The organism is Arthrobacter sp. SAFR-179, assembly GCF_059414945.1.
In genome coordinates, this window is record NZ_JBPFDM010000001.1 from 778,915 (window position 1) to 797,869 (window position 18,955).

Annotated in this window: 20 protein-coding genes; 15 read left to right on the plus strand and 5 right to left on the minus strand. The window is 68.2% G+C overall.

The window, feature by feature from the left end; all coding sequences use genetic code 11:
- Positions 1 to 10 precede the first annotated feature (10 nt).
- Positions 11 to 304 (plus strand): DUF3253 domain-containing protein, encoded by a 294-nt coding sequence (locus ACR65K_RS03780; RefSeq protein ID WP_440151378.1) that lies wholly within the window; start codon positions 11 to 13, stop codon positions 302 to 304.
- Between the two features lie 14 nt (positions 305 to 318).
- Here ACR65K_RS03780 and ACR65K_RS03785 read toward each other — a convergent pair whose 3' ends face one another.
- Complete coding sequence (locus ACR65K_RS03785) at positions 319 to 2,193, minus strand: Na+/H+ antiporter (RefSeq protein ID WP_440151379.1); 1,875 nt, start codon at positions 2,191 to 2,193, stop codon at positions 319 to 321.
- A 50-nt stretch (positions 2,194 to 2,243) separates the two neighbouring features.
- Here ACR65K_RS03785 and ACR65K_RS03790 point away from each other — a divergent pair, with 50 nt between their 5' ends.
- From ACR65K_RS03790 to ACR65K_RS03810, 5 genes are all read left to right on the plus strand, one after another.
- Positions 2,244 to 3,038 carry an ABC transporter ATP-binding protein gene (locus ACR65K_RS03790; protein ID WP_440151380.1) on the plus strand — a complete coding sequence of 265 codons (795 nt, stop codon included), beginning with the start codon at positions 2,244 to 2,246 and terminating at the stop codon, positions 3,036 to 3,038.
- Positions 3,020 to 4,591 carry a transporter gene (locus tag ACR65K_RS03795; RefSeq protein WP_440151381.1) on the plus strand — a complete coding sequence of 524 codons (1,572 nt, stop codon included), beginning with the start codon at positions 3,020 to 3,022 and terminating at the stop codon, positions 4,589 to 4,591. The genes ACR65K_RS03790 and ACR65K_RS03795 overlap by 19 nt, the downstream gene beginning before the upstream one ends.
- Before the next feature lie 22 nt (positions 4,592 to 4,613).
- Positions 4,614 to 5,393, plus strand: coding sequence for a glucosamine-6-phosphate deaminase (gene nagB, locus ACR65K_RS03800; RefSeq protein ID WP_440151382.1), 780 nt, complete (start codon positions 4,614 to 4,616; stop codon positions 5,391 to 5,393).
- A 108-nt stretch (positions 5,394 to 5,501) separates the two neighbouring features.
- The gene (locus ACR65K_RS03805) at positions 5,502 to 5,843 is read left to right on the plus strand and encodes a DUF3039 domain-containing protein (RefSeq protein ID WP_056335137.1); all 342 of its coding nucleotides are present in this window, start codon (positions 5,502 to 5,504) and stop codon (positions 5,841 to 5,843) included.
- Positions 5,843 to 7,624: a DEAD/DEAH box helicase gene (locus ACR65K_RS03810; protein WP_056335139.1), complete on the plus strand. Its 1,782-nt coding sequence runs from the start codon at positions 5,843 to 5,845 to the stop codon at positions 7,622 to 7,624. The genes ACR65K_RS03805 and ACR65K_RS03810 overlap by 1 nt, the downstream gene beginning before the upstream one ends.
- A 4-nt stretch (positions 7,625 to 7,628) precedes the next feature.
- On the opposite strand, the gene ACR65K_RS03815 is transcribed toward ACR65K_RS03810, so the two are convergent.
- Both ACR65K_RS03815 and ACR65K_RS03820 read right to left on the minus strand, forming a co-directional pair.
- Entirely contained in the window at positions 7,629 to 8,261 is a 633-nt protein-coding gene (locus ACR65K_RS03815; RefSeq protein ID WP_056335142.1) for an isochorismatase family protein, read from the minus strand.
- 10 nt (positions 8,262 to 8,271) lie between these two features.
- Positions 8,272 to 9,600 carry a nicotinate phosphoribosyltransferase gene (locus tag ACR65K_RS03820; RefSeq protein WP_056335548.1) on the minus strand — a complete coding sequence of 443 codons (1,329 nt, stop codon included), beginning with the start codon at positions 9,598 to 9,600 and terminating at the stop codon, positions 8,272 to 8,274.
- A 214-nt stretch (positions 9,601 to 9,814) separates the two neighbouring features.
- Between ACR65K_RS03820 and clpS the strand changes: the two genes are divergently transcribed.
- From clpS to rdgB, 6 genes are all read left to right on the plus strand, one after another.
- A complete protein-coding gene (clpS, locus tag ACR65K_RS03825; RefSeq protein ID WP_056335145.1) occupies positions 9,815 to 10,198 on the plus strand; it encodes an ATP-dependent Clp protease adapter ClpS in 384 nt (127 codons plus the stop codon).
- On the plus strand, positions 10,191 to 10,757 hold the full coding sequence (locus tag ACR65K_RS03830; RefSeq protein WP_440151383.1) for a DUF2017 domain-containing protein: 567 nt from the start codon (positions 10,191 to 10,193) through the stop codon (positions 10,755 to 10,757). The genes clpS and ACR65K_RS03830 overlap by 8 nt, the downstream gene beginning before the upstream one ends.
- 123 nt (positions 10,758 to 10,880) lie before the next feature.
- Complete coding sequence (gene murI / locus ACR65K_RS03835) at positions 10,881 to 11,894, plus strand: glutamate racemase (RefSeq protein ID WP_440151467.1); 1,014 nt, start codon at positions 10,881 to 10,883, stop codon at positions 11,892 to 11,894.
- Complete coding sequence (locus ACR65K_RS03840; RefSeq protein WP_142031605.1) at positions 11,891 to 12,688, plus strand: MBL fold metallo-hydrolase; 798 nt, start codon at positions 11,891 to 11,893, stop codon at positions 12,686 to 12,688. Before murI ends, ACR65K_RS03840 begins: the two co-directional genes overlap by 4 nt.
- Positions 12,689 to 12,716: 28 nt before the next feature.
- A complete protein-coding gene (rph, locus tag ACR65K_RS03845) occupies positions 12,717 to 13,475 on the plus strand; it encodes a ribonuclease PH (RefSeq protein WP_440151384.1) in 759 nt (252 codons plus the stop codon).
- On the plus strand, positions 13,472 to 14,131 hold the full coding sequence (rdgB, locus tag ACR65K_RS03850; protein ID WP_056335159.1) for an RdgB/HAM1 family non-canonical purine NTP pyrophosphatase: 660 nt from the start codon (positions 13,472 to 13,474) through the stop codon (positions 14,129 to 14,131). Before rph ends, rdgB begins: the two co-directional genes overlap by 4 nt.
- A 90-nt stretch (positions 14,132 to 14,221) precedes the next feature.
- Here rdgB and ACR65K_RS03855 read toward each other — a convergent pair whose 3' ends face one another.
- Positions 14,222 to 15,016 carry a VTT domain-containing protein gene (locus ACR65K_RS03855; protein WP_440151468.1) on the minus strand — a complete coding sequence of 265 codons (795 nt, stop codon included), beginning with the start codon at positions 15,014 to 15,016 and terminating at the stop codon, positions 14,222 to 14,224.
- An 83-nt stretch (positions 15,017 to 15,099) separates the two neighbouring features.
- Here ACR65K_RS03855 and ACR65K_RS03860 point away from each other — a divergent pair, with 83 nt between their 5' ends.
- Together ACR65K_RS03860 and ACR65K_RS03865 are read left to right on the plus strand one after the other, a co-directional pair.
- Complete coding sequence (locus ACR65K_RS03860) at positions 15,100 to 16,158, plus strand: 3'-5' exonuclease (protein WP_440151385.1); 1,059 nt, start codon at positions 15,100 to 15,102, stop codon at positions 16,156 to 16,158.
- A gap of 82 nt (positions 16,159 to 16,240) precedes the next feature.
- Complete coding sequence (locus ACR65K_RS03865) at positions 16,241 to 16,720, plus strand: DUF4395 domain-containing protein (protein WP_056335164.1); 480 nt, start codon at positions 16,241 to 16,243, stop codon at positions 16,718 to 16,720.
- Here ACR65K_RS03865 and ACR65K_RS03870 read toward each other — a convergent pair.
- On the minus strand, positions 16,701 to 17,786 hold the full coding sequence (locus tag ACR65K_RS03870) for an ADP-ribosylglycohydrolase family protein (RefSeq protein WP_440151386.1): 1,086 nt from the start codon (positions 17,784 to 17,786) through the stop codon (positions 16,701 to 16,703). The two genes, ACR65K_RS03865 and ACR65K_RS03870, sit on opposite strands and share 20 nt — an antisense overlap.
- A gap of 232 nt (positions 17,787 to 18,018) precedes the next feature.
- On the opposite strand from ACR65K_RS03870, the gene ACR65K_RS03875 reads away from it, so the two are divergent.
- A complete protein-coding gene (locus tag ACR65K_RS03875) occupies positions 18,019 to 18,951 on the plus strand; it encodes an aquaporin (RefSeq protein ID WP_440151387.1) in 933 nt (310 codons plus the stop codon).
- Positions 18,952 to 18,955 lie beyond the last annotated feature (4 nt).

The window sequence follows — 18,955 nt, forward strand, 5'->3', positions numbered from 1 at the left end:
GGCGTCCGGCATGGCGGATCCCGGCGGTACTGGCCCTGAGACCACGGTTGACCGGCAACTGGAAGCGAAAATCCTGGAACTTTTGGCATCCCGGGCGGCCACCTCCACCATCTGCCCTTCCGATGCCGCCAGGGCGGTCGGCGGAGATGACTGGCGCGGGCTCATGGATCCAGCACGTGATGCCGCGCGGCGCCTGGTCGATGCGGGGCTGGTCCATGTCACCCAAGGCGGGATGGTGGTTGATCCCGCCACGGCCAAGGGGCCGATCAGGATCCGGAAGGTTCCCCAACGCGACGGCGGGTAAACGACTCTGTGCCGTCAGCCCAGCAGGTCATCCACATAGCACCAGCGCCACTCTTCGCCGGGTTCGATGCTGCGCATCACCGGGTGGCCGGACTCCTTGAAGTGACGGCTGGCGTGCCGGCCGGCGGAGGAGTCGCAGCAGGCGACGTTTCCGCACCCCAGGCACATGCGCAGGTGCACCGGCGTGGTTCCCTCCCGCTCGCACGCGGCACAGGACGGGTTGGCGGGTGCTGGCGATGGCATGGTGGCCGTCAGGTGGTCGCAGACGCCGCCGGGCTGGGACAATCCTTCGCCGGTGCCTTCAGCGGCAGCGCCCAGTTCGTGGAGGGAAGCGTCCAGCATGGACTCCTCCACATCCAGCCGTTCCAGGACTTCGCTGAGGACTTCATGGGCAAAATCCCCGCCGCGCCGGAGCTCCAGCACCTTGTCCCGTTCGGCCTCCAGCATGGCCATCCGGAGCTGCGCGTACCGCTGGCTGGGGGTGGCCGCCTCTGCCGCGGACCTGCCCAGGCGTTCCCAGGCCGCAAGTCCCCGCTCCTGGGTGCGCCGGCGCAGCATGTCCATGACCTCCGGCGGGTCGCTGTCGCGCCGCAGCTGCTCCAGCCGCTCCATCCCCGCCGTTGTGGCCAGCTGCATCAATGAGGCCTGGTTCAGTGCGTCCTCCCGCTTGTCGGGCCCCGGCAGCCCCAGGGCCCGGACCAGGGGCGGCAGCGTGAATCCCTGCAGCACCAGGGTGCCGGCCACCACCACCATGGCGGCCAGGACCAGCACGTTGCGGTGCTCCAGGTCATCCGGCAGTGTCAGGACGGCGGCAAGGGTCACCACGCCGCGCATGCCCGCCCAGGACACAATCGCGGGAAACTGCCAGGGCGGCGCAGGGTCTGCCCGCTGCACCGACGGAATCAGGCGGGGCAGGTACGTGGCCGGAAAGACCCAGACGGGGCGCAGCACCAGCACCGCCAGCAGGATCACGGCGCACACAAGCCACACACGGCCGGCGCCGAGCGAATCGTCCTGGACACTGTCAATGATGCTCCGCACCTGGAGGCCGATCAGGAGGAACACGGCGTTCTCCAGCAGGAACTGGACGGTGTCCCAGTTGCTCCGGGCGCTTTGCCGCGCGGCGCCGTTGGGCATGGAGGGCGCCTTGGTGCCCATTACCAGGCCGGTGACGACGACGGCGAGCACGCCGGACGCGTGAATCGCCTCGGCGGGAAGGAATGCAACGAACGGTGCCATCAGCGACGTTGAGGTGTTGATGGCAACGTTGCTGATCCGTTTCCTGATTTCGGTGAGGAGGTAAGCGGCGGCGAGGCCCACCACGAGGCCCCCGCCGGCGGCCACCACAAAGCCGCCCGCCACATCCAGTACCGAGACGGACCCGGCAATGGCCGCGAGAGCGGCGCGCAGGCACACCAGCGCCGTGGCGTCATTGACCAGTGATTCGCCTTCCAGGATGTTCACGATCCGGCGCGGCATTCCCACCTTCCGCGCGATGGCCGTAGCAGCCACGGCGTCCGGAGGCGCCACCACGGCACCCAGGGCAATGGCGGCCGCCAGCGGGATTTCGGGGAAGAGCCACCACACCACCAGCCCGACTCCCAGGGTGCCGAAGATGACGTAGCCCACGGACAACAGGCCGATGGACCGGCGGTTGGTCTTGAAGTCGAACAGCGAGGTGCGGAACGCGGCCGCGTAGAGCAGCGGCGGCAGCAGGCCCACCAGCACCAGCTCCGGGTTCAGCTCCACCGGCGGAATGAACGGCAGGAACGATCCCGCCACCCCCGCCAGGACCAGCAGCAGCGGAACCGGGATATTGAACCTGCGGCCAACGGCGGCGCCGGCGCACACCACGGCAACAATCACCAGCAGGCCCAATGCGATATCCATGGGGCTAGTTTCCCACCCCGCCAGCCCCGGTCCGAGGCTAGGCTGGCCTCATGACTGCTCCGCTACCTGACCAGGCGTCGAATACCGGGCCCGTGGCTGCCCTTTCCATCCGCGGGCTGGCCAAACGGTTCGGCGGGAAGATCGCCGTGGACGGCATCAGCCTGGAGGTTCCCGCGGGTTCGTTTTTCGGGATCGTGGGCCCCAACGGTGCCGGCAAGACCACCACGCTGTCCATGGCCACCGGCCTTCTGCGCCCCGACTTCGGCACGGCGGTGGTGCACGGCGTGGATGTCTGGCAGCATCCGCTGGAAGCCAAGCGGTTGATGGGGATCCTGCCTGATGGCGTCCGGCTTTTCGACCGTCTTACGGGAGAGCAGCTGATTACTTATGCCGGGCTCCTGCGTGGCATGGACAAGGCCGTGGTGGCTGCCCGGGTGGGGGAGCTGCTGGCGGCCATGGACCTGACGCAGGACGCCGGCACGCTGGTGGTGGACTATTCGGCCGGCATGACCAAGAAGATCGCCCTGGCCTCCGCCCTGATCCACGCCCCGCGGCTCCTGGTCCTCGACGAACCCTTCGAAGCGGTCGACCCCGTGTCGGCCGCGAACATCCGCTCCATCCTGGACCGGTACGTGGCCTCCGGCGGGACCGTCATCGTGTCAAGCCACGTGATGGACCTGGTCCAGCGCATGTGCGACCACGTTGCCGTGGTGGCCCGCGGCCGGCTGCTGGCGGCGGGGACGGTGGACGAGGTGCGCGCCGGCGCCTCCCTTGAGGACCGGTTCGTGCAGCTGGTCGGCGGGCACAGCCACACGGAAGGGCTGGAATGGTTGCGCACCTTCTGAGGCTCAAGCTCACGCTGTTGCGCAATGGGCTGCGCCGCAGCCCCTGGCAGCTGGTGGGCATGGCCATCGCAGGGCTTTATGCCCTGGGGGTCGTGGCAACACTGATCATCGCGCTGGTCCTGCTGCGCAACGCCGGTCCCGAGACCGCACACACCGCAGTTGTCCTGGGCGGCTCCGCCGCCGTGCTTGGCTGGGGCGTCATACCGGTGGTGGCATCCGCCACGGACATGACCCTTGATCCGGCGCGTTTCGCCACCTTTGCGGTTCCCATGAAGCAACTGCTCGCCGGCCTGGCCTTGGGCGGGCTGATCGGCATCCCGGGCCTGGCCACCGTGCTGGTGGCTCTGTCCACGGTGGTGACCTGGTCCCGCGGAGTGCTTCCCGCGCTCGCAGCCCTCCTGGGCGCAGCCCTGGGCGTGATGACCTGCGTCGTGCTGGCCAAGGTGGTCACCACCGCAACGGCAAGCCTGGCTGCTTCCCGGCGCTTCAAGGACATCAGCGCCATCGCGTTCATGGTGCCACTGGTCCTGCTGGGACCCATCGTGGCAGGGGTTGGCCGCGGCATCAGCGCGTCCACCGGGTTCCTGCCCGGGTTCGCCCGGACGTTGTCCTGGACCCCGCTCGGAGCACCGTGGGCGCTCGGCGGCGACATCGCGTCCGGCCGGCCCGGGCAGGCCGCTGTGAAGCTGCTGGTGTCCGTGGCAGTCCTCGGCGCCCTGGCCTGGTGCTGGAAGCTGCTGCTTGAGCGCGCGCTGGTGACTCCGCCATATGCCGGTGCCGGGAAGCGCAGGGGCGGCCGCCTGGGCCTGTTCGGCGTGCTGCCGGCCACCCCCGCCGGCGCCGTGATGGCCAGGTCGCTTACCTACTGGCTCCGGGACCCGCGGTATTCGGGTTCGCTGGTGGTGATCCCGCTGCTTCCGCTGGTGCTGGCTTTCCAGGGGGCCCAGACCGGCAGCTATGGCAGCCTTGCCTTCCTCGCCCCGGTGTCGGCCTTCATCCTGGCCTGGTCCATCTCCGCGGACGTCTCCTATGACAACACGGCCTTTGCGCTGCACCTGGCCACCGGGGTCCGCGGGGTGGCGGACCGGCTTGGCAGGGCCCTGGCGTGCCTGACCTTCGCGCTGCCGGTGGTGCTGGTGTTCGCCGTGGGGTACGCGGCCTTCACGCACAACTGGGCCGCGCTGCCCGGCCAGCTGGGATTCAGCCTGGGAATCCTCTTCACGGGCCTGGGGCTGTCCTCGGTGGTGTCGGCCCGGTACACGGTAACGGTCCCGCTGCCTGGCGACAGCCCGTTCAAGAAGCCGCCGGGCAACGTGGGCCAGACCCTGGCCGTGCAGTTCGTGGGAATGCTGGTCCTGATGCTCCTGGTCCTGCCCGAGGCCGCGCTGCTGGTTGCGCAGGCCGTCACCGGGAATGTCCTGTTCGGCTGGCTTAATCTTGCCGCAGGAACAATCCTTGGCCTGGTCCTGTTCCTGGCCGGTGTCCGCCTGGGGGGCAAGTGGCTCGACGCGCGGGGGCCCGAGCTCCTGGCGCAGGTAACCGTCAACCGCTGACAAGGTCACGGAAAGGAACAATATGGAAATCGTCATCCTGGGCGGCAGCAGGCAGATCGGAAAGCTTGCGGCCGACGCCATTGAACAGCTGGTCCGGCGCAAGCCTGCCGCCGTCCTTGGCCTGGCCACGGGGTCCTCGCCGCTGCCCGTCTACGACGAACTGGCCGCCCGGCACGAACAGGGCCTGGACTTCAGCGGCGCCTCCGGATTCGCGCTGGACGAATACGTAGGCCTGCCGGCAGGCCATCCCGAGTCCTACCGCGAGGTGGTCCGCCGGGAATTCACCAACCGGGTGAACATCGCGCCGGAGAACGTCCATGGCCCCGACGGAACCGCAACCGACATCCCCGCAGCCTGCGAGGCGTACGAACAGGCCATCGCCGAGGCGGGCGGCGTGGACCTGCAGCTGCTGGGCGTGGGCACCGACGGCCACATCGGCTTTAATGAACCAGGCTCTTCCTTCGCATCCCGGACCAGGATCAAGAGCCTGATCGAGCAGACCCGCAGGGACAACGCCAGGTTCTTCAACAGCCTGGCTGAGGTGCCGCACCACGTCATTACCCAGGGACTGGGCACCATCATGGCGGCCAGGCACGTGATCCTGCTGGCAACCGGTGCGCAAAAGGCCCAGGCCGTCCGCGATTTCGTCGAAGGACCGGTGGCAGCCATTTGCCCTGCGTCCGTGCTGCAGTTCCATCCCCACGCCACCGTCCTACTGGACGAGGCCGCCGCTTCCGCCCTGAAACTGGCGGATTTCTACCGCCACACCTACGAGAACAAGCCGGCCTGGCAAGGTCTTTAGGTGCCCTGCAGGCGCTGCGCACGACGACGAAAAAGTACGACGGCGGCCGGTACCGGAGCCTGCCACGGGCGTGCCGCCGTCGAACGCCCGGCCGGTGGAACGGCTAAGATGGATGGCATGACTAGCATGACGGACCCTCTCGAAAACGACCCGATGCGCGAGCTTTCCGGGGCTGGATCGTCCACGGCCACCATTGAGCGCGAGGAACTGCGCCAGGAAGTGGAACCCGGGGACCGGGAGCGCTTTTCGCACTATGTGCGGAAGGAAAAGATCATGGAGTCCGCGCTGACCGGGGAGCCCGTCATCGCCCTTTGCGGCAAGGTCTGGACGCCGGGCCGGGACCCGCAGAAGTTCCCGGTCTGCCCCATGTGCAAGGAGGTCTACGAAGGCCTCCGGCCGGGCAATGACGGCGGCAAGGGTCCCGGAGGGGACTCGGACAGCAACAAATAGTGACGGAGACGCTCTTTGGCGGCCCCACCCTGCCTCCGGCCTACCCGGAACGCGCAGCCTGGGGAACCGCCCCGAAACTCCGTGCCTGGCAGCAGGAAGCCCTTGACCTCTATCTGAGGAACAGCCCCCGGGACTTCCTTGCGGTGGCAACCCCGGGTGCCGGTAAAACCACCTTCGCGCTGCGGATCGCCTCCACGCTCATCGACTCCGGTGCCGTGAACCGGGTGACCATTGTGGCGCCCACTGACCACCTGAAGCGCCAGTGGGCGGATGCTGCCGCCAAGGTGGGGATCGCCATCGACCCCAACTTCAAGAACTCCGACGGCCAGCACGGCCGTGGCTTCATAGGCGTCGCCGTCACCTATGCCCAGGTGGCCAGCAAGCCGCTGCTGCACCGGGCCAAGACTGAAGCGGCCCGGACCCTGGTGATCCTGGACGAAATCCACCACGGCGGCGAAGCCCTGTCCTGGGGCGACGGCCTGCGCGAGGCTTTCGATCCCGCCGTGCGCCGGCTGTCCCTGACCGGTACGCCGTTCCGTTCGGACACCTCGCCCATCCCGTTCGTGGAGTACGCCGAGGACCGGGACGGCATCCGGCGCTCCAAGGCGGACTACACCTACGGCTACGGCAACGCCCTCCGTGACCATGTGGTCCGGCCCGTGATGTTCATGGCCTACTCCGGCCAGATGCGCTGGCGCACCAGCGCGGGCGAGGAAATGGCGGCGTCCCTGGGTGAGGCGGCGGTGACCAAGGACATCACCAGCCATGCCTGGCGGACGGCGCTGAACCCGGCGGGGGAGTGGATTCCCGCGGTCCTGGCGGGGGCGGACAAAAGGCTCAGCGAAGTCCGGCGCACTGTCCCCGACGCCGGGGGCCTGGTCATCGCCACCGACCACGAGGACGCCCGCGCGTACGCGGGGCAGCTGAAGAGGATCACCGGCGAATCGCCCACCGTCATCCTGTCCGACGACGCCAAGGCCTCCAGCAAGATCGAGGAATTCTCCGCCGGCGAGAAACGCTGGATGGTGGCCGTGCGCATGGTGTCCGAAGGCGTCGACGTTCCGCGCCTTTCCGTCGGCGTCTACGCCACCTCAACCTCCACGCCGCTGTTCTTCGCGCAGGCGGTGGGCCGCTTTGTGCGTGCCCGCAAAAGGGGAGAGACGGCGTCGGTCTTCCTGCCTTCGGTGCCGCAGCTGATGGCGCTGGCCAACTCCATGGAAATGGAACGCGACCACGCGCTGGACCGGCCGGAGAAAGAGGACGGGGACGGACTGTTCAACCCCGAAGACTCGCTCATGGAGGAGGCCAACCGCGAGGAGAAGGCCTCCGACAGCCTCACCAAGGGCAAGTTCGAGGCGCTGGACTCCCAGGCATCCTTTGACCGGGTCCTGTTCGACGGCGGCGAGTTCGGTACGGGCGGCGAAGTGGGGTCCGACGACGAGCTGGACTTCCTGGGGATCCCCGGCCTGCTGGACGCGGAGCAGGTGGGGACACTGCTGCGCCAGCGCCAGCACGAGCAGCTGAACCGGAAAAACCGCAAAGCACCGACGGCCGCCGAGAGCCAGGCCCCGGCCGTTCCCGACCACCGGATGCTGATGGACCTGCGGAATGAACTGGCCAAGAACGTCGCTGCCTGGGCTGCCCGGACCGGGACACCCCACGGCGTGGTGCACACCAAGCTGCGCACGGTCTGCGGCGGGCCTCCCGTTGCGCAGGCCAACGAGGAACAGCTGAAGTCGCGGCTGCGCAAGCTCCAGGACTGGTTCGTGGGCCGCAAGTAGCGGCTCAGGCGATGTCGGCCCCGCCCAGTTCCAGCTCGACCACCGTGTCTTCGAGGTCCTCGGCGATGCCGGCGGTCAGCGACCGTACCACCGTGACGCCGTAGCCGGCCTGGACGGCGTCCAGCGCCGTGGCCTTCACGCAGTAGTCGGTGGCGATGCCGACCACCACCACGTCCTCCACGTCGTGGCTCTGCAGCCAGTCATCGAGGCCGATGGCGTCTTCATCGGGCTCCAGCGACTCCCTGGCGCCGGCCAGGCCGCCGGCCTGCCGTTCCCCGGTGGGAACGGCGTCTTCCGGGGCCAGCAAACCCTCGAAACCTGAGTAGGCGGCGGCGAACTGGCCTTTCCGGAAGTAGGCATCGATGAACTCGGTGTCCAGATCCGGATGAAGATCGGCTCCCCGGGTGCCGGCTACGCAGTGCGGCGGCCAGCTCTCCTTGAAATCAGGGGTGTCCGAGAAGTGGCTGCCGGGGTCCACGTGCCAGTCCTGGGTGGCAACCACATAGTCGTATTCGCTGTTGTGGGCATCCAGGTACTCGCTGATGGCACCTGCCACGGCCGCGCCGCCGGGAACGGCGAGCGAGCCGCCCTCGCAGAAATCGTTCTGCACGTCCACGATGATCAAAGCGCGGGACATCAGTGCTCCTTCAGTTTTCCTCATAGACAGTGGGGATGGCGGCCTCGCCCCGCTGCAGGCGGTTGACCACGGACGGCAGCTCGGCCATGGAGTCGGCGTGGCGCTGCCGTGCGCGGAGCACGCCGTCGTATCCGGTCCAGCCAGGCAGCAGTTCGCCGTTCTTCATGAACTGCTGCAGCAACGGACGGTCATTGCCGTCGTCCTCCGGCCGGTGGCCCACGCCCACCACCTCCGCGGTAGCGGTGCCGCGTTCGTCCAGCTTCCGCAGCGCGTACTTGCGCCCGCCAACACTGGCCTTGTTCTTGGCCGCCTTGGCCACGGACACGAAGTTGCCGTCATCGCCGGTCCGGCTGACCAGCTTGTAGACCATGCTGGCGGTGGGAGCCCCGGAGCCGGTCACCAGCGACGTTCCCACGCCGTAGGAATCCACCGGCGCCGACTGCAGGGCGGCGATGGCGTACTCATCCAGGTCCGAGGTCACCACGATCTTGGTGTGTTCGTTGCCGAGGTCGTCCAGCAGCCTGCGCACCCACTGCGCCTGGGCCACCAGGTCGCCGGAGTCCAGCCGGACGGCGCCCAGGCGGGGCCCTGCCAGGTCCACTGCCGTGCGGACTGCCTTTTCGACGTCGTACGTATCCACCAGCAGCGACGTTCCGTCGCCCAGCGAGGCAATCTGGGCCTCGAAGGCCTCCCGCTCGGTGTCGTGCAGCAGCGTGAACGAGTGGGCTGCGGTGCCCACGGTCTTCACGCCGTAGCGGATGCCTGCTTCAAGGTTTGACGTGCTGTCAAAACCGGCAATGATGGCCGCGCGGGCTGATGCCGTGGCGGCTTCCTCATGGGTGCGCCGGGAGCCCATCTCGATACAGGGCCGGCCACCGGCGGCACTGACCATCCGGGAAGCGGCGGAGGCAATGGCGGTGTCGTGGTTAAGCACCGACAGCAGGTAGGTCTCCAGCATGCAGGCTTCGGCGAAGGAGGCCTCGACGATCAGGATGGGGGAGTTGGGGAAGTAAGCCTCGCCCTCGGCATAGCCCCAGATGTCGCCCGAGAATTTGTAGTTGGCCAGGTACTCCAGCGTCTCCTGGTTCACCACCCGGGTCCGCTCCAGGAACTCCAGTTCAGCGTCGCCGAAGCGGAACTGCGCAATGCCTTCCAGGAGCCGTCCCGTTCCGGCGACGATGCCGTAGCGCCGGCCGTCCGGCAGCCGCCGCGCGAACGCCTCGAACACGGACCTGCGGTGCGCCGCCCCGGAATGGAGGGACGCCTGCAGCATGGTCAGCTCGTAGTGGTCGGTGTAAAAGGACGTGCGGGGATGGTCCCAGCCGGCTGAGGTGCTCACGAAAGTCACTCTAGTCCCCACCGGCTCCCGCGTCTCGCTTCGCTTCGCCGCGGGGCCCTCGCCGGCGTGGGCCCACCCACCGGCTCCCGCGTCTCGCTTCGCTTCGCCGCGGGGCCCTCGCCGGCGTGGGCCCACCCACTGGCTCCCGCGTCTCGCTTCGCTTCGCCGCGGGGCCCTCGCCGGCGTGGGCCCACCCTCCCCATAGAATGGACAGATGACCATAAGCGTTGCGCCCGGCCCTGATACACAGGAGGGCACCCGGACCGGCACGGCAGAGTCCACCGACTCCCTGACCGCACCGGACATCCCCTGGAACCTGGTGATCTGGAACGATCCCGTGAATCTGATGAGCTACGTCAGCTACGTGTTCCAAAGCTACTTTGGCTACTCCGAGACGAAAGCGAACAAATTGATGATGGAGGTCCACCGGAAGGGCCGCTCCATCGTCGCCTCGGGCAGCAAGGAGCAGGTGGAACGCCACGCCGTGGCCATGCACGGGTTCGGCTTGTGGGCCACGGTGGAAAAGGCCAGCGGCGGCAACGGCGGCGCATCAGGCAAGTCCGGCGGTCCGCGCCAGGGTAAGGGAAAACGTGGCTAAGGCATTTAAATACGGGCTCAAAGGCATCACCGGTTACCTGGAACCGGCTGAACGGGACCTGCTGCGCAGCCTGATCGACGACGTCATCTCCATGCTTGAGCCCGAGGACCGTACGGGGCAGGACCCGCTGGCGGCGCTGATCGGCCTGGACATGGATGTGGCCGAACCCACGGACCGTGCGGTAAAGCGGCTGCTCCCCAACGTCGTGAAGGACGACGGCGGCGCGTCCCTCGAGTTCCGCCAGCTCACCGAGCGTTCACTTCGGGAAACAAAGATCGGGGCCCTGCGCGCCGCGGCGCTGGACCTGGACAAGGACGAGATCGTCCTGACGCCCGAGGGGGCGCAGCACTGGTCCATGGCACTGAACGATGTGCGGCTGGTCCTGGCCGAGCGGCTGGACATCCGGGACGAGGCAGACGCCGAGCACGTCCACCGCATGCAGGACTGGTCCCAGGCCGAAGACGTGGAGAGCTACCTGGCACTCGTCTACAACTTCACCACCTGGCTTCAGGAGTCCCTGGTCCAGGCCATGCTGCAGTCCATGGAAACCCGCCGGTGAGCCGCGGCGGCCAGGGGGAGGCCGTCCGCTGTGACGCAGACGACATGAGTCGCAGGACACAAGATGATGGCTGACGCTTCCGGGAACACCTATCCTCGAATAATCATGACTACAGCCCCGAGCATGGAACCACCGGCGGAAGCGCAGGCAGCGGACCCCGGCAGCGGCTTTCCGGACGCTGCCCCGGAAGCCCGTCCCATCGGCGTCTTCGATTCCGGTGTCGGCGGGCTCACCGTGGCCCGCTCCATCATCGATCAGCTGCCCAACGAGTCAATCCTCTACGTGGGGGACACGGCCCACGGTCCCTACGGGCCGCTCCCCATCGCAGAGGTGCGGGCCAACGCGCTGGGTGTCATGGACGAACTGGTGGACTCCGGCGTCAAGCTGCTCACCATCGCCTGCAACTCGGCGTCGGCCGCTGTCCTGCGGGACGCCCGGGAGCGCTACACCGCCAAGTACGGGATCCCGGTCATCGAGGTCATCCAGCCAGCGGTGCGTCGCGCCGTTGCCGCCACCCGCAGCGGACGGGTGGGCGTCATCGGCACGTCGGCCACTGTTGGTTCACGCGCGTACGAGGACACCTTCGCCGCCGCACCTGACCTGGAAATCACCTCCGTGGCGTGCCCGGAGTTCGTCAGCTACGTGGAGGCCGGCATCACCACAGGGCCGGCGCTGCTCGCCGTGGCGGAGGAATACCTTGCGCCCCTGAAGGCCGCCGGGGTGGACACCGTGGTGCTGGGCTGCACGCACTACCCCCTGCTGACGGGCGTGATCTCCTACGTCATGGGCGCAGACGTCACGCTGGTCTCCAGTGCCGAGGAAACCGCCAAGGATGTCTACCGGGCCCTGGCCACCCACAACCTGCAGCGGACCTCCCCAACCCCGCCCGAGCACCATTTCGTCGCCACTGGCGATGCGGGGCAGTTCGAGGCGCTGGCCCGGCGCTTCCTGGGCCCCGAGGTGCTCTCGGTCCGCCACGTGGACCATGTGGCCGCGCAGTACCCCACGGGCAGCCTGGCCCGGATCACCCCGGAGATGATCGCCGCCGCGCAGAGCGCGCGGGACCGCCCCAGGATCTCCAACTTCGTTGGCGGCGGACTGGCCGGCGCACGCCGGGCCGGAGGGCCCGCCCTGTGAAGCTGACCATCGTGGGATGCACGGGCTCGTTCCCCGGACCCGGCTCTCCGGCGTCGTGCTACCTCCTGACCGCCACGGACGGTGAACGGACGTGGAAGGTGGTGATGGACCTCGGCAGCGGAGCGCTGGGAGCCATCCAGCGCTACACCGACCTTGAAGACATTGACGCGATCTTCCTCACCCACCTGCACCCGGACCACTGCATGGACCTGTGCGGACTGCACGTGGCCATCCGCTGGAAGCCCGGCGGATGGGACCGGGGCCGGATTCCCGTGTGGGGCCCCGCCGCCACAGCGGACAGGATGGCAACGGCTTACGGGCTGGACCTGGACCCCGGCATGCATGAGGAGTTTGACTTCACCAACTGGACCGAACGCGAACCCGTGACCGTGGGCCCTTTTACCGTGACCCCCTTCGCCGTCAACCATCCCATCGAGGAGGCCTACGCCCTGCGGGTGGAGGTGGTGGAGCCCGGCAAGGACGGCACCCCGGTGTCCCGGGTCCTGACCTATTCCGGGGACACCGACTCCTGCGCAGGGCTTGAGGAAGCCGCCAAGGACGCCGACCTGTTCCTGTGCGAGGCAGCCTTCGAAGAGGGCCGTGACGCCGACATCAAGGATGTCCACCTGACCGGCAAACGGGCGGGGGAGGCTGCAGCTGCGGCCGGTGCACGGCGGCTCCTGCTCACGCATATCCCGGTATGGACCTCCCAGACCACCGTCATGGCCGAGGCCCGTCCCGTGTTCCCCGGCGACGTGGCCGTTGCCGTGGCCGGCGTGCACTACACCATCTAGCCGCGCCGGCACTCGATAAGCTGGGGGCATGACATCTGAAGCAACTGCAGTGCCCATTGTGCGTGCCGACGGCCGTGCCCCCGACCAGCTCCGGCCCATCAGCATCACCCGCGGATGGTCCAACCAGGCTGAGGGATCGGCGCTGATCGAGTTCGGCAACACCCGGGTGCTGTGCACGGCCTCGCTGACCCCCGGTGTCCCGCGCTGGCTGAAGGGCGAGGGCCGCGGCTGGGTCACCGCGGAATACGCCATGCTGCCGCGCGCCACCAACACCAGATCCGACCGTGAATCCGTCAAGGGAAGGATCGGCGGCCGCACCCACGAGATTTCGCGCCTGATCGGTCGTTCGCTGCGATCCATCATCGACACCAAGGCCCTGGGGGAGAACACCATCGTCCTGGACTGCGACGTCCTCCAGGCCGACGGCGGCACCCGCACCGCAGCCATTACCGGAGCCTATGTGGCACTGGCCGACGCCATCCGGTTTGCCCGGGACAACAAGCTGATTGCCCGCACCGCCGAGCCGCTGGTGGATACCATTGCCGCCGTCTCCGTGGGTATTATCGACGGCGTTCCCATGCTGGACCTGCCCTACGTCGAGGATGTGCGCGCCGAGACCGACATGAACGTGGTGGTGACCGGGTCCGGTAAGTTCGTGGAAGTGCAGGGCACCGCGGAGGGCGCTCCCTTCGACCGGGCGGAACTGGACCAGCTCCTCGACCTGGCCCTGCTGGGAACGGCCCAGCTCGCTGCCATCCAGCGCGAAACCCTCGCGGAATCCCTGTGAGCGGAACCCCTGCGGGCAGCGCTCCCCGGCTGGTGCTCGCCACGCACAACAAAGGCAAACTCCGCGAACTCCGTGAGCTGCTGCGCGGGCAGGTACCAGGGCTCGACGTCGACACCCAGGTGGTGGACGCCGCGGCGGCAGGTGCGCCGGACGTCGCCGAAACCGGTGTGACGTTCGCCGAGAATTCGCTGCTGAAGGCACGCGCCGTGGCCGGCGCCACGGGACTGGTGGCCATCGCCGATGACTCCGGGCTGGCCGTGGACGTCATGGGCGGGGCTCCGGGGATCTTCTCCGCCCGCTGGGCAGGACGCCACGGCGACGACGCCGCCAACCTGGACCTGCTGCTGAATCAGCTCTCCGACGTTCCGGACGAGCACCGCGGCGCCGCGTTCGTCTGCGCCGCCGCGCTGGCCATGCCGGCCGGCGCGGAAGGCCCGGGGCGTGAAGTGGTGGAGTACGGGCAGTTGGAGGGGATCCTCCTGCGTGAACCCCGGGGGACAGGCGGGTTTGGCTACGATCCCGTGCTGCAGCCGGCCGGCGAGGACCGGAGCTGCGCCGAGCTCTCCGCCGAGGAAAAGAATGCCATCAGCCACCGCGGCAAGGCCTTCCGGGCGCTGCTGCCCTCGATTGTGGCGGCCCTGGAGGCAGCACGCTAGGAGCCGGCCGGCAAGGCCGGCCAACAAAAAGAAGGTGCCCACCCCGGCCGGGTGGGCACCTTCTTTTGGCAATTTGGAGCGGGCCGGCTGCTACTCCGGGCGGCCGCGGCGGACGTTGCGGGGAGTCTCCTGCTCCTCTTCCGGCTCGTGCTCCTCGATGAACTCATCGACGGCATCCGTGCCGTAGGCCTGGGCCTGGCGCTTGGCGGACAGGCCGCGCAGGACCTCGATTCCGATGGGAATCACCGAGACCAGCACGATGGCGATGAAGATGATGTCCAGGTTGTCCCGGACCCACGGAACCTTGTCGCCCAGCAGGTAGCCGAGCAGCGTCACGCCGCCGCCCCACAGCACCGCGCCGATGACGTTGTAGATGAAGAACTTCTTCCTGCTCATCTGCGCGACACCAACGATCACGGGGACAAAGGTGCGGATGATGGGCACGAAACGGGCCAGGATCAGGGCCTTTCCGCCGTGCTTTTCAAAGAAGGCATGCGCATTTTCGATATTTTCACGTTTGAAGAGCCGGGAGTTTGGTTTGTTGAAGATGGCCGGGCCGGCCTTGGAACCGATGAGGTAGCCGGTCTGGTTGCCGACGATCGCCGAAACCACGATCAGCAGGGCCAAAAGCCAGATGTTGAACTTGATGGTGTCCGTGGCCACCAGCAGGCCCGCGGTGAACAGCATGGAGTCCCCGGGGAGGAAGAAGCCCACCAGCAACCCGGTTTCGGCGAAGACGATGCCGCACACCAGCAGGACCACCCAGGGAGCGAGCGCGGGATCGGCCAGGAAGACCTGGGGGTTCAGCCAATCGGGCAGGAAGGAAGCCATTTTCGGCTGCACCGGTCCCGCACCGCCCAGCATGGACACAGCGAGGTCATTCATCACAGGAAAGTTCACCCCTCAAGGGTACTTGACCGGCCTGTGCCTCCCCGGCTGGGACGTTTGCGGCGGGTAAGGTAGGGGCCGTGGGTTTGGACTTTACGGCGATTGACTTCGAAACGGCCAACGGCTTCCGCGGCTCCCCGTGCTCCGTGGGACTGACGAAGGTCCGGGGCGGCAGGATCGTCGCAGAGGCCTCCTGGCTGATGCGCCCGCCGGCGGGTTATGACCACTTCGACCACCACAACGTCCGGATCCACGGCATCACCGCCGCGGACGTTGCCGGAACACCCCGTTTCGGCGATCTGTTCCCCGAAATTGGCGCCTTCATCGGTGATGACGTGCTGGCAGCACACAATGCCGCCTTTGACCTGGGCGTGATCCGGTCTGCGCTGGAGGTGTCAGGCCTGCCCGGTCCAGCCTATGACTATGTCTGCACCGTCATGCTCTCGCGGCGCTGCTACTCGCTCGTCTCCAATTCCCTTCCCTTCGCCGCCGAGGAAGCGGGCGTGCCGCTGGTAAACCACCACGACGCTGCCGAGGATGCCCGGGCCTGTGCCGGGATCCTCATCGACATCGCCGCGCGCAACGGCGCCAACAGCATCGCCGAACTCTTCCTCTCCCTGGGGCTGGCCATGCCCCACCAGCAGGCCTTCGATCCCGCCTCCGGCGAGCTGTCAAAGGCAAGCATGGCGGCCATGGCGGCTGCTTCCGGCAACGGTGCGGCACTGGTGCAGCGGTTCCAGTCCGGCTGGCCCGAGGAGGGTCCGAATCCGGAACCGAACCTGGACGCCGAGCCCGGCCATCCTCTCTATGCGCAGACGGTGGTATTCACCGGGCAGCTCTCCATCGACCGCCCGGAAGCCAAGCTCCGCTCGGCAAGGTGCGGGGCCCGGACGGAGAGCCGGGTCACCGGACGCACCACGGTCCTGGTGGTGGGGGACGGGTTCGTAGCCTCGGACCTGCGTTCCGGCAGGCTCACCGGCAAGGCCCGCCGCGTCCTGGAGCTCCATGAACGGGGACAGGCCATCGAAGTGCTGTCCGAGGGTGAGTTCCTGCAGATGGTGGGAGGCGGTGACCTCCGGCAGGCCGCGCACGCCGGCGTCGGGGAAGCCTGGGACGGCGCGGCTGCCGTCAGCGCCTGACCTGAGCCGGTACTGGAGTGGCGCACGGTCATGCGGCGCAACACAGCTTGGCCGCGCTGCGGCAGGGTCCTACCCTTTCGTCATGGCCTCCCTCTTTGCTTTCCCGAATCCGGTGAACGAGTACGCTGCCCGTGTCACGGCAGCGCTGGTGGTGGTGCTCGCCGTCGTCACCGCCGTGACAGGTTCCTGGCTCGGGCTGCTGGCCATCAGCATCGGGTTCTGGCTGCGGCTGCTCTTTGGCCCCAGGATTTCACCCCTGGCCCTGCTCTCGGTCAAGGTCATCACCCCGGCACTGGGAAAGGTGAAGCTGGTGCCCGGGCCGCCCAAGCGCTTTGCCCAGGGGATCGGCGCTGCCGTATCCACCGCCGCCCTGCTGCTGTCCGCCGCAGGTGCAGCCCCCGCAGCCTGGGCCCTCCTGGGGATCCTGGTGGTCGCGGCGTCGCTGGAGGCGTTCGCCGGATTCTGCCTGGGGTGCACCATTTTCGGCTTCCTGCAGCGCCGCGGACTGATCCCTGAGGACGTCTGCGAGGCCTGCAACAACATCAGCCTTCGCCGGTCGTAACCTTCACCAACTGGTCGGCCATGCCGCGGACCACCTCCGGCGCCTCCAGGGCCCCCAGCCACTGCGCCGGCAGGCAGTCCTCCCCGTACAGGGCTCCCAGGATGTTTCCCGCCAGCGAACCAGTGGTGTCGCTGGGGCCGCCGTGGTTCACAGCCAGCACCACAGCCTCCCGGAAATGCCGGGACGGCTGCACCTCTGCGCCGTCAGCCGGCAACGTGGCAAGTACTGCATAAAGCGCGACGGCGAGGGCCTCCCCGGCCGTCCAGCCTTCGCCGAGCACCTGGACAAGTTCCTCGGGGGCAACAATGGCTTTGTCGGCGAGTCGGAGGGCCGCCTCAAGCCGGTCAGGGAGCTCCGGTGCCACCTCCGGGAGGGTGGCTGCATGCGCGGTGACTGCGGCAGCGGCATCCCGGAGCGCCTCACCCGACACCAGCTTATGGATCAGGAGGCTGAAGATGCCGGCACCCTGGCGGGCGGAAGGATGTCCGTGCGTGAGGGAGGCGGCGTCGGCACTCAACTTGTAGACGGCGTCGGGCGCGATGTGCGGAACCAGCCCAAATGGCGCCGAGCGCATCACCGTGCCGGCGCCTTTCGCTTCGGGATTGACGGGCCGGATGGACGTACCCATCTCTCCCGTAGCCAGGCCCGTAATGCAGTCCTGGTCCGGATGCCGGCGCTGCCGGAGCACCCCGTTGCCGTCGATCCAGCGGGGCTGGGGTGCCGGCGCTGCCGGACCGGCGTCCTTGCCCTGCGTGGCCAGCCAGCGCAGGTACGCCAGCCAGAGGCAGGCGTTCACGTCCGCACCCACCCCCGAATTGGCCCACTCCAACGCCTCCACGAGTCCGTCCACGGTGTACAGGGTCAGCTGCGTGTCGTCCGAAAAGGGCCAGGGGCCGGACAGGGCGTCAAACCCGGTCAGGCCCTCCGCTCCGAACCGCTGCCGGATTGCTTCGATCGAATCAGCCTCCACGGCGTAGCCCAGCGCATCGCCGAGCGCCCCGCCCACCAGGGCGCCGTGGATCCGGGACTTGAGGGTGGGCGCCGGAGTGCCGTGGTCTGTGCTCATGCAGTAAATTTACCGTCCCGGTACCGGTTGCGGTTCAGCACCATCGCTGCAGGGAGTCCCTTCCACCCGGCACGCGCCACGGACAGCGGCCGTCCAGCAAACGCACAGCCTGGGCTGGAATACTGCACGGGTTGCCCCGCGCGCACCTGCCGGCCGGTTGAAGCACCGGAACGGGCAGCATCCGGACACCAGGCAACGCAAGCACCAGGCCCCAGGAAGCGAAGGTCCCATCATGAGCACCCCCGTCCCCGCCCGCGACGCACTGCACCCCGGCACGGCTGCCGGGCGGACGGCCCTGCTGCCCCGCCTCGCGGCCGAGGCCTTCGGCAGCCTGTTCCTGGCGGTGGCCGGGCTGGGCGTGCCGCTGTTCAGCATTCCGCAGTCCAGCCCGGTGCCGGCCGCCCTTGCTGCCGGGCTGGCCATCACCGCGGCAATGCTCGCGTTCGGACAGATTTCCGGCGGCCATTTCAATCCGGCCATCACCCTGGGCCACCTCCTGGCGGGACGCATCCGCGCCGGCGCCGCCGCAGCATACGCCGCCGCCCAGGTCGTGGGAGCCCTGGTGGGCGCGCTTGCCTTGTTCGGGATCCTGCGCACCCTGCCCGGCATCGCCGACAGCCGCACTGCCTTCGATACCGTGACCGCCGGCTTCGGCGAACACTCCATCATCCAGGCGCCGCTCGCCGCAGCCGTGCTCCTGGAATTACTGGGGGCCGCCATCATCGTGGCTGTCTTCCTCGGCGCCGGCCGCTCCGGCGGCAGCCGTACCGTAGCGCCCGTTGCCGTCGGCCTGTCCTTCGCGGCGCTGCTGCAGCTGGGCCAGTCGGTGGGGAACCTGCCCTACAACCCCGCCCGGGCGGTGGCGTCCGCAGTCTTCAGTTCCGGCTGGGCCGTGGAGCAGCTGTGGGTCTTCCTGGTCGCGCCGCTGGCTGGTGCAGCCATCGCCGGGCTGGTGTTCCGCATCACTGGCATGGAAGCGTCCGCTGCTCCCGTTCAGGACGGCGGGGACGTCGACGCCGCCGAGGCCGCGGGTCACGACGACGCCGATGACGAGGGCCTGGAAAGTGCGGGCCCGGACGCGGCTGCGCCGGCACCGGCTGCCCGCCATGAGAAGGCAGGAAGCGTCAGTGAGGCCCAGGAATTCTTCGAGGGCAAACGGTCCTGACCGG

Bases quoted from the DNA above. Each gene is read 5' to 3' on its own strand.
- ACR65K_RS03785 (WP_440151379.1), bottom strand. From the start codon at position 2,193: ATGGATATCGCATTGGGCCTGCTGGTGATTGTTGCCGTGGTGTGCGCC.
- ACR65K_RS03815 (WP_056335142.1), bottom strand. From the start codon at position 8,261: ATGTCCCGCGCTTTGATCATCGTGGACGTGCAGAACGATTTCTGCGAG.
- ACR65K_RS03875 (WP_440151387.1), top strand. From the start codon at position 18,019: ATGAGCACCCCCGTCCCCGCCCGCGACGCACTGCACCCCGGCACGGCT.
- murI (WP_440151467.1), top strand. From the start codon at position 10,881: ATGGAACCACCGGCGGAAGCGCAGGCAGCGGACCCCGGCAGCGGCTTT.
- nagB (WP_440151382.1), top strand. From the start codon at position 4,614: ATGGAAATCGTCATCCTGGGCGGCAGCAGGCAGATCGGAAAGCTTGCG.
- ACR65K_RS03780 (WP_440151378.1), top strand. From the start codon at position 11: ATGGCGGATCCCGGCGGTACTGGCCCTGAGACCACGGTTGACCGGCAA.
- ACR65K_RS03855 (WP_440151468.1), bottom strand. From the start codon at position 15,016: ATGAATGACCTCGCTGTGTCCATGCTGGGCGGTGCGGGACCGGTGCAG.
- rph (WP_440151384.1), top strand. From the start codon at position 12,717: ATGACATCTGAAGCAACTGCAGTGCCCATTGTGCGTGCCGACGGCCGT.
- ACR65K_RS03870 (WP_440151386.1), bottom strand. From the start codon at position 17,786: ATGAGCACAGACCACGGCACTCCGGCGCCCACCCTCAAGTCCCGGATC.
- clpS (WP_056335145.1), top strand. From the start codon at position 9,815: ATGACCATAAGCGTTGCGCCCGGCCCTGATACACAGGAGGGCACCCGG.
- ACR65K_RS03795 (WP_440151381.1), top strand. From the start codon at position 3,020: ATGGTTGCGCACCTTCTGAGGCTCAAGCTCACGCTGTTGCGCAATGGG.
- ACR65K_RS03865 (WP_056335164.1), top strand. From the start codon at position 16,241: ATGGCCTCCCTCTTTGCTTTCCCGAATCCGGTGAACGAGTACGCTGCC.
- ACR65K_RS03805 (WP_056335137.1), top strand. From the start codon at position 5,502: ATGGATGGCATGACTAGCATGACGGACCCTCTCGAAAACGACCCGATG.
- ACR65K_RS03790 (WP_440151380.1), top strand. From the start codon at position 2,244: ATGACTGCTCCGCTACCTGACCAGGCGTCGAATACCGGGCCCGTGGCT.